The sequence below is a fragment of the Providencia sp. SP181 genome (genome assembly GCF_050446505.1).
GTDB classification, from domain to species: domain Bacteria; phylum Pseudomonadota; class Gammaproteobacteria; order Enterobacterales; family Enterobacteriaceae; genus Providencia; species Providencia vermicola.
The window spans coordinates 38,447-47,229 of the sequence record NZ_JBBPXM010000021.1 but is presented as its reverse complement, the minus strand read 5'-3'; the positions used below and the strand labels follow the sequence as shown (position 1 = coordinate 47,229).

6 protein-coding genes are annotated in these 8,783 nt (G+C 41.1%); 3 read left to right on the top strand and 3 right to left on the bottom strand.

What is annotated here, in order from left to right:
- Window positions 1-264: 264 nt before the first annotated feature.
- Window positions 265-1,020 carry a carbon-nitrogen hydrolase family protein gene (locus tag AABS66_RS20400; protein ID WP_349416026.1) on the bottom strand — a complete coding sequence of 252 codons (756 nt, stop codon included), beginning with the start codon at window positions 1,018-1,020 and terminating at the stop codon, window positions 265-267.
- Between the two features lie 184 nt (window positions 1,021-1,204).
- On the opposite strand from AABS66_RS20400, the gene rep reads away from it, so the two are divergent.
- Entirely contained in the window at window positions 1,205-3,232 is a 2,028-nt protein-coding gene (rep, locus tag AABS66_RS20395; protein ID WP_206083062.1) for a DNA helicase Rep, read from the top strand.
- Window positions 3,233-3,278: 46 nt separating this feature from the next.
- On the opposite strand, the gene gppA is transcribed toward rep, so the two are convergent.
- Window positions 3,279-4,784: a guanosine-5'-triphosphate,3'-diphosphate diphosphatase gene (gene gppA / locus AABS66_RS20390; protein ID WP_353168004.1), complete on the bottom strand. Its 1,506-nt coding sequence runs from the start codon at window positions 4,782-4,784 to the stop codon at window positions 3,279-3,281.
- Between the two features lie 11 nt (window positions 4,785-4,795).
- Window positions 4,796-6,082: an ATP-dependent RNA helicase RhlB gene (rhlB, locus tag AABS66_RS20385; RefSeq protein WP_430225410.1), complete on the bottom strand. Its 1,287-nt coding sequence runs from the start codon at window positions 6,080-6,082 to the stop codon at window positions 4,796-4,798.
- Window positions 6,083-6,200: 118 nt separating this feature from the next.
- Between rhlB and trxA the strand changes: the two genes are divergently transcribed.
- Window positions 6,201-6,527 carry a thioredoxin TrxA gene (trxA, locus tag AABS66_RS20380; RefSeq protein WP_206083068.1) on the top strand — a complete coding sequence of 109 codons (327 nt, stop codon included), beginning with the start codon at window positions 6,201-6,203 and terminating at the stop codon, window positions 6,525-6,527.
- Between the two features lie 700 nt (window positions 6,528-7,227).
- Window positions 7,228-8,487, top strand: coding sequence for a transcription termination factor Rho (gene rho, locus AABS66_RS20375; protein WP_430225409.1), 1,260 nt, complete (start codon window positions 7,228-7,230; stop codon window positions 8,485-8,487).
- Window positions 8,488-8,783 lie beyond the last annotated feature (296 nt).

Genomic DNA, 8,783 nt, shown 5'->3' with positions numbered 1-8,783 from the left:
TTTTTTAATGAAAGCCGTATAACAAAGTGTTATGCGGTTTTTTGTTTTTTATTGTATTCAAGCTGAAAAAATAGGGCGGGTGCGTTGGCTATACTCGGTTACCCAAGTCACATACTCATGTATGCTCCTTGGGATAATCTTATTTGCTTCCTACCTAGAACGCGAAATGCTTTGGATAATCATCATATTGTCTATAGTAATAGCTTAGGAAAATATATTTTTAATATAGCGACATTATTCTGGTGAATAGTGTAGTTTCTTTAATTAGATCTTTGAGGAAATAACTTTAGCGTACGTGTTAGTTGGATTGAAGTTGGCGATAATGAGTGACTCTTGAGTCTCGCTGGCTTCAGCCATTAATATGCCATGGTTATCCCAAATAGCACTTCTTCCTGTGCCGAGGAATGAACCAGATACGCCGCAATAGTTTGCCATAATGACAGGAACCTGATGGTTTTTAGCGTAATTTTGTAATTTTTTCGTGTCAGCGTCATAGCCATTGGCTGTAATCAATACAGAGCTTAAGTAAAAAGAGGCGCCTTGATTGATTGTATCATCGGCGTGCTTTTCATGATTAGTATCTGCACATATTGCGAGTCCTAGCTGGTTTCCTTGACAATCAAAAGTGCATATAGCTGTACCTGGCGTGTAGTATTTGTCTTCCCCTGGGTGTAGATAAATTTTGCTGTAGTGGAAAGTAGCTTGATGAGGAGAAAGTACGAATAACCCTATTTGCGGCTGATCTTTTCCTATATTAATCGGTGCACCGGCAATAATCGTTATATTGTATTGATCAGCGAGTATACGTAGTGCTTCTAGCCTTGAGTCATTGTCAGTGAAGGCTAATTTTTGTGCGACATCATGTTCATAGCCTGTTAAAGATAATTCAGGAAAAATAATAACATTAACCTGATTTTTGATTGCTTGAGTGATGAGCCGTTGGTGGATTTGGATATTACTACTAACATCTCCATTGATGGGAGCAAATTGCGCAGCGGCAATGATGAAATCGTTTTGCACCAAATATTCCTTAACAGATGTAATGAACAGAAAAGTAATTATATGTGTATAAAACTAAAAATACACAACCAGGAATATGCTGGCTATAGGGAGCACTAAAATTCTCATTATAGTAACTGCTCAAGACTTTATGGTGTTTCTGCTATAATGCGTTTTTCAGTCTTCTTTGTATGAAAGAGTTCCCATGCGATTAAACCCAGGCCAGCAACAGGCAGTTGAATTTGTCGATGGCCCTTGCCTTGTATTGGCAGGGGCTGGATCAGGTAAAACCCGTGTTATTACCAACAAAATTGCACACTTGATCCGCCAATGTGGTTATCAACCACGGCAAATTGCTGCTGTCACTTTTACCAATAAAGCCGCGCGGGAAATGAAAGAGCGTGTGGCACAAACATTAGGTAAAAAAGAAGCGCGTGGGCTCATCATTTCAACCTTCCATACATTAGGTTTGGAAATTATTAAGCGTGAATATAAAGCATTGGGTATTAAAGCCAATTTTTCGCTGTTTGATGACCAAGACCAAATGGCATTACTTAAAGAACTGACGTTTGATTTACTTGAAGAAGACAAAGATCTGCTACAGCAGTTGATCTCTTCGATCTCAAACTGGAAAAACGATCTGATCTCACCACAACAAGTTGTTGGGCAGGCACGAACGGAAAAAGAACAGCATTTTGCGGAGTGTTACCGTCGTTATGAATTACACCTAAAAAGCTGCAACGTATTGGATTTTGATGATTTAATCAGTAAGCCAACGCTTCTATTATATCAAAATGAAGAAGTACGAGAGCGCTGGCAGCAAAAAATTCGTTATTTGCTGGTGGATGAATACCAAGATACCAATACCAGTCAATACCAACTTGTTAAGTTGCTGGTGGGACAACGCGCTCGCTTTACGGTGGTTGGGGATGATGACCAATCTATTTATTCATGGCGTGGCGCAAGGCCACAAAACTTGGTGCTACTTAGTCAAGATTTTCCTAAGTTGAACGTGATTAAGCTTGAGCAAAATTACCGCTCTTCAGGCCGAATATTAAAAGCGGCGAATATCCTAATTGCAAATAACCCTCATGTATTTGAAAAGAAACTCTTCTCAGAGCTAGGCTACGGTGCGCCGTTAAAAGTTTTAACGGCAAACAATGAAGATCATGAAGCAGAGCGGGTGATTGGTGAGCTCATTGCCCATCACTTTATCAACAAAACGGAATACAAAGATTATGCGATTTTATATCGAGGTAATCACCAGTCGCGCATTTTTGAAAAAATGTTGATGCAAAACCGTATTCCATATCGTATCTCTGGCGGTACTTCATTTTTCTCACGTCCTGAGATTAAAGACTTACTGGCTTATTTACGCGTGTTGACTAACCCTGAAGATGACAGTGCTTTTTTGCGTATTGTGAATACCCCACGTCGGGAAATTGGCCCAAAAACGATTCAAAAGCTAGGGGAATGGGCGAACCAACGGGGAAAAAGCTTATATCAAGCCAGTTTTGATTTAGGGCTAGAGCAAACCCTAAAAGGAAAAGGATTAGAGGCATTACAACGGTTTACCCAGTGGATGGACAGTATTGTTCGAACGTCAGAGCGGGAGCCGTTGATTGCGGTGCGTGATTTACTGCGTGAAATGGATTACGAAAGTTGGTTGTATGAAACATCAACCAGCACTAAAGCTGCTGAAATGCGTATGAAAAACGTCAACCAATTATTTACATGGATGAGTGAAATGGTTGAGGGGGATGAACTAAACGACCCGATGACGCTTGGCCAAGTAGTCACGCGTTTTACATTACGCGATATGATGGAGCGTGGCGAAGATGACGAAGAATCAGATCAAGTTCAGTTAATGACATTACATGCATCAAAAGGCCTTGAATTTCCTTATGTTTTTTTAGTCGGTATGGAAGAAGGGTTACTGCCTCATCAAAGCAGTATTGACGAAAACAATATTGATGAAGAGCGTCGCTTAGCGTATGTGGGGATCACTCGAGCACAAAGAGAGTTGTTTTTCACTCATTGCCGTGAGCGCCGTCAATATGGCGAATTAATTCGACCTGAGCTTAGCCGTTTCCTACTTGAATTACCGCAAGATGACCTTGAATGGGAGCAACAGCGAAAAGTGGTAAGTGCCGAAGAGCGTATGCAAAAGGGGCAATCTGCACTAGCTGATATCAAGGCGCGTTTAGGACTAAATAAGAAAAGCGAGCCATAATCATTTATTGAGGTTCCACACTAGAGTGACTCTAGTGTGGAAATAATTAACAATTTGAACTGTTACGTTCTTCCAATTCTAGCATCCAATTTACATAACCTTGCCATTGCACTTCCTGTTGCAGGTTTTCTGCTCGCAGTGGATGTTCAGATAACCAGCGATATGGCAACACAATCGTGAGTCTATCTGCATTTGCATTTAATCTTAAAGCAGGCAATGTGTCATCACGTCGTCGGCTTGCAAAAATAATGGCTAATCGAAGTAAACGGCACAAACAGTAGGCTTGTTGCATCGGTAGTGCATTTTGTTGGCTAAGCGGCGCTAAATCGACGGGGCCTTGTTGATTTTTTAATAAAGCCGCCAATAGCCGTTTTTGTGCAGGGGTATAGCCAGGTAAATCCAAGTGAGTGATCAAATAGCTGGCATGTTCAGAGCCTTTGCGAAAATCAACACTTAGGCCAATTTCATGCAACGCACATGCGCTTGATAATAAATCACGACAGCGGGTATCGAGTTGCCAAACTTTCGCCACTTGCAGATAAAAATATTCGGCTAACTGACGAACGCGGCTAGCTTGTTCGATATCGACTTGGAAACGACGCTGGATATTGCGTACAGTGCGAGCGCGAATATCTTGCTCAATCGGCAGTTCTAACATGCCATAAACGAGCCCTTCCCGTAGAGCACCGCCTGCAAGTGTCATACTATCAATATCTAGCGCTTCAAAAATGGCAATTAAAATGGATAAGCCGCTTGGAAATACTAAAGCACGCTCAAAGGTTAAACCTTCAATTTCAAGCTCTTCAAGTTTTTGGCATTGAATGGCTTTGCGTTTTAGTTGCTGCAATTTAGGCAATGTAATAAGTTCATCCATGCCTTGTGCAATCATAATTTCTTGGATTGCTTGTACAGTACCTGATGCGCCAACGCAGATTTTCCAGCCGTGAGCTTTTAAGGTATCGGCAACGGGTTCGATAACCTTCCTTGCTGCTGCTTGTGCGGCTGAAAAATTGTCTTCTGTTAAGCTTCTATCACTGAAATAGCGCTCAAGCCATGTCACACAGCCCATCTCAAGGCTATAGAGCTGCTGTGCTTTTGCGCCAGTTCCTGTTACAAGTTCAGTGCTTCCCCCTCCAATATCCACCACCAAGCGTTGGTCGGGGCCGCCTGTCGTATGTGCAACACCTTGATAAATTAAGCGGGCTTCTTCTTCCCCTTGAATGACTTTAACGGGATTTCCTAGGATATTGCTGGCTTTTTCGATGAAAATATCGGCATTTTTCGCTAAGCGTAGTGTTGCAGTCGCGACCACACGAATTTGTGTTGTCGGAATATCTTGTAGATGTTCCGAAAAAAGTCGTAGACATTGCCAACCACGTTCCATCGCTTGTTCAGAAAGGTGATTGTTTTTATCTAACCCAGCAGCAAGACGGACTTTTCGTTTAACCCTAGAAATAACCTGTATGCTGCCAGCGGTTTCACGTACGACAAGCATGTGAAAACTGTTAGAACCTAAATCGATAGCAGCATAAAGAGAAGAAGATTTCAGCATAGCGTTTTTACTCAGCCTGGACGTTTATGGTTATTACGCGGACCATTGTGGCGGCGCGGTGCATTTGAATTGCGGCGCTGGCCTCCAGGGCGTGGGCGATGACGACGTTTAGGTGCGGGTAAGTCACTTAATAATGCATCGCTGTTATATTTACTCACTGGAATCGAATGTTGAATGTATTCTTCGATTGCAGGCAAGTTAAGAGCATATTCTTCACAAGCTAGGCTAATTGAATTACCACTTTCCCCTGCACGGCCAGTGCGGCCTATACGGTGAACGTAATCTTCACAGTCGTCAGGTAAATCGTAGTTAAAGACGTGGGTCACTGATGGAATATGTAATCCACGTGCAGCGACGTCCGTTGCCACTAAAATATCCAGTTGGCCCTGTGTAAATTGTTCTAAAATACGTAAACGTTTTTTCTGTGCCACATCGCCAGTCAGTAAGCCAACACGGTGACCATCGGCCGCTAAATGTGCCCAAATGTCATCACAACGGTGCTTAGTATTGGCGAAAATGATGCAACGCTCAGGCCACTCTTCTTCGAGAAGAGTCTGAAGTAAACGCATTTTTTCTTCATTTGAAGGATAAAAAAGCTCTTCTTTAATGCGATGGCCCGTTTTTTGTAAAGGCTCAACTTCAACATATTCAGGGTTATTCATTTGCTCAAAGGCGAGTTCTCTCACGCGATAAGACAGTGTGGCAGAAAATAACAGATTTAGTCTGTCAGCGGCCTCTGGCATACGACGGAATAACCAACGAATATCTTTAATAAAACCAAGGTCGTACATGCGGTCAGCTTCATCAAGTACAACGACTTGAATGGCGGCTAAATCTACATGGCCTTGTTTCGCATAGTCAATAAGACGGCCAGTCGTTCCTATGAGGATATCGACACCGTTTTGTAACACTTTTAGCTGTTCATCGTAGCCATCGCCACCATAAGCGAGCCCGATTTTCAGACCCGTATATTCTGCCAACTCTTTGGCATCAGAGTAAATCTGAACAGCGAGTTCACGAGTCGGTGCCATCATGAGTGCACGTGGCTGATTCGCTTTTTTCCCTTCAATAGCAGGGTGAGTTAATAGATAATGAAACGTTGACGTTAAGAATGCTAACGTTTTACCTGTACCTGTTTGCGCTTGTCCCGCAACGTCTTTGCCTTCGACAGTGAAAGGCAATGTTGACGCCTGTATAGGCGTGCAATAATTGAAGCCTTTCTTGTTCAGAGCTTCAATGACTTTAGGGTGCAATGCGAAGTCGGAAAACTTCTTTTCTGTCAAGTGTGCTTTACTCATAGTATGTTAGAATATCAGTTAACGGTTGGTTTACGAAAGTGTATCTTTTGAAATAAAGCATACTGCTGCCAATAATGTTACACTAAGTCTGCAAAAAGATGATTCTTTGGAGTACAACATGAGCGACAAAATTATACATATAACTGATGCAAGCTTTGAAACTGCAGTTCTGAAATCAAATTCACCTGTTCTCGTCGATTTCTGGGCAGCATGGTGTGGTCCTTGTAAAATGATCGCGCCTATTCTTGATGAAGTTGCTGAAGAATATACAGGCAAATTGACCATCGCAAAACTGAATATTGATGATAATCCGGCTACTGCTCCAAAATACGGAATTCGTGGTATCCCGACATTATTATTATTCAAAAATGGTAGTGTAGCAGCGACAAAAGTTGGTGCATTATCTAAAACGCAACTGAAAGAATTTCTAGACGAAAATCTGTAAGTTATCGTTATATGTGATCTAAAACGTTTAGCGGCGTATCTATTTTATCAAGAGAGTCGCTAGACGTCCTCATCTAAGCATGATAAGTTATCACTATTCCTCGTGTAGCACCCGTATGAATTACTCTGTATTCCATTGCTCTTATCTTATATATCAAGCTAGTTAGTTCAGTATTTTAATGATTTTTGATTATCAAAACTAATGGCACAATGATTTTAAATATGAAAACTGAGAACATAGACATTGAGTTAAGCACCCGCTAGATTCAATATTGTTGTTTCACATGAATTTTTCATATACCTTAAAGATAGTGCATAAGCAGTAGTATGACATAAGACGTTGTTAAGTCTTCGGATGTAAAAACGTATCGGGAAAAATTTAGTGTGCAGGGAATGTGTTTTTAAATGCGAAGCTGAACCTAAATTTGCGATCTTGGGATAGATGTTGTCCTAAATGTACAAAAAACTATTGCTAATGTTGTGTGTGTTTCTAATAATATGCCAAACATCGTTCAGATGAGCTATGGTCATATGTTAAAACAGATTTAGCAGTGGCTAGCACAAATTTTTATGCATTGTTGTTGGCTTTATTGAGTTGGCTACCAACAGGGCAGTTAAGTTAAACTGGCACTTAATAAATAAGTTGCCGTCAATTAACGTTCATAGTTCGAGAATTACCCCGAGTTAAAGAACCCACCATTATGAATCTTACCGAATTAATAAATACGCCAGTATCAGAATTGATTACGTTAGGCGAAAATATGGGGCTAGAGAACTTAGCCCGTATGAGAAAGCAGGATATTATTTTTTCCATTTTGAAGCAGCATGCGAAAAGTGGTGAAGATATTTTCGGCGATGGCGTACTGGAAATATTGCAGGATGGATTTGGTTTCCTCCGTTCCGCAGACAGTTCTTACCTCGCAGGTCCCGATGATATCTATGTTTCTCCTAGCCAAATCCGCCGTTTTAACCTACGTACAGGTGACACCATTTCAGGAAAAATTCGACCTCCTAAAGAAGGCGAACGTTATTTTGCTCTCCTGAAAGTCAATGAAGTTAACTTCGACAAACCTGAAAACGCACGTAGTAAAATCCTTTTCGAAAACTTAACACCATTACATGCAAATAGTCGTCTTCGCATGGAACGTGGTAACGGTTCAACAGAAGATTTAACGGCGCGAGTTTTAGACTTAGCTGCACCAATTGGCCGTGGTCAACGTGGGCTGATTGTTGCTCCGCCAAAAGCAGGTAAAACGATGTTGCTGCAAAATATTGCCGCTAACATTGCACACAATTATCCAGATTGCGTTCTGATGGTTCTGTTGATCGATGAGCGTCCTGAAGAAGTAACAGAAATGCAGCGCTTAGTTAAAGGTGAAGTTATCGCTTCTACTTTTGATGAGCCAGCTGCGCGTCACGTTCAAGTGGCTGAAATGGTTATCGAGAAAGCAAAACGTCTGGTTGAACATAAAAAAGACGTCATTATCTTACTCGACTCCATTACACGTCTTGCTCGTGCGTATAACACCGTGGTTCCTTCATCTGGTAAAGTTTTAACAGGTGGTGTGGACGCAAACGCCTTACATCGTCCTAAACGTTTCTTCGGTGCTGCCCGTAATGTCGAAGAAGGTGGAAGCCTGACAATCATTGCAACTGCACTGGTTGATACAGGTTCGAAAATGGATGAAGTTATTTACGAGGAGTTTAAAGGTACAGGTAATATGGAACTGCACCTTTCTCGTAAAATTGCGGAAAAACGTGTATTCCCAGCGATTGATTACAATCGTTCTGGTACGCGTAAAGAAGAATTACTTACTTCACAAGACGAACTGCAAAAAATGTGGATCCTACGTAAAATTATTCATCCAATGGGTGAGATTGATGCGATGGAATTCCTCATTAGTAAGCTCGCAATGGCAAAAACTAACGAAGAGTTCTTTGATTTTATGAAGAGAGCTTAGTTGTTTTGGTTTCTAGCTTCAACGAAAGGTGCCTACATGGCACCTTTTTTTGTGCGTATATCACATCATGATATATTTGAATTAAAATCTTTTTGAAAATCCATCACTCATATTAATTTGATAGATTAGTATCTAATTTTAAGATGAGAGTATTGATAATAAGTATTGTTGGAGTAATTCAATGCTGTTTATCAGGTTTACTATTTTGACTGAAATTAGTTTTTTGGTTTATTAAAAGATGTGGGGTGTCGTGAAGGCTACTAATTGATTAACACTATTTCAGTGTATTGCTTTTA

Coding starts and splice junctions, on each gene's coding strand:
- rep (WP_206083062.1), top strand. CDS start 1,205: ATGCGATTAAACCCAGGCCAGCAACAGGCAGTTGAATTTGTCGATGGC.
- gppA (WP_353168004.1), bottom strand. CDS start 4,784: ATGCTGAAATCTTCTTCTCTTTATGCTGCTATCGATTTAGGTTCTAAC.
- rhlB (WP_430225410.1), bottom strand. CDS start 6,082: ATGAGTAAAGCACACTTGACAGAAAAGAAGTTTTCCGACTTCGCATTG.
- trxA (WP_206083068.1), top strand. CDS start 6,201: ATGAGCGACAAAATTATACATATAACTGATGCAAGCTTTGAAACTGCA.
- rho (WP_430225409.1), top strand. CDS start 7,228: ATGAATCTTACCGAATTAATAAATACGCCAGTATCAGAATTGATTACG.